Here is a 555-nt window from a genome sequence, read left to right as displayed (position 1 = left end):
AAGCCTTTACGATCGGTTAGGTAATAATGACAGCCTTTTACGGTGCTGGAAAAACTTCTTCCATATAAACTGACGATTTCGTTTTCAGCATTTTTTAATGGGAACACGACACAGTTTTTCAAATGAGGTAACAAATAGGCGACTTGATTGCCTCCGTTTCTGTGGTTGCTACCAACCTCATTGAGGTCTTTTAATCCTCTACTTTCTAAATAGTGCAATGCTTTCTTACTTCTTTTGAGTTGTGCTTTTAATAAATGGAAGATTTCACTAGTGGTTTGTGTGGTTGTGACTCCTAGTAATTCTTTACATTTTAAAATGGCTTGATGTTTACTACAGCTTTCTTTCAGCATCACAAAATCTATCACATCGATCACTTTATTACCATGATCGCACTTACCACTAAAACAAAATACCATATTAGTGTCTGTATACACGCGCATGCTTGGGGTTTTATCCGCATGAAAAGGACAATGCACATGGTTGTTTTTGATTTCTAATCCGTAATGCTGCAGTACCATTTGGGTAGATAGTTTGTTTTTGATTTCGTGGATGTTC

1 protein-coding gene is annotated in these 555 nt (G+C 36.8%); it reads right to left on the bottom strand.

The features are described 5' to 3' along the window. On the bottom strand, positions 1-518 hold a 518-nt coding region (locus tag GMC_RS19250), incomplete at its 3' end, for a CHC2 zinc finger domain-containing protein (RefSeq protein WP_238527935.1). Positions 519-555: the final 37 nt, after the last annotated feature.

The sequence above is a fragment of the Aquimarina agarivorans genome, from assembly GCF_000218485.1.
Taxonomy (GTDB): Bacteria; Bacteroidota; Bacteroidia; order Flavobacteriales; family Flavobacteriaceae; genus Aquimarina; species Aquimarina agarivorans.
The sequence above is the reverse complement of the archived record's forward strand: the minus strand, read 5'-3'. Positions and strand labels throughout refer to the sequence as shown.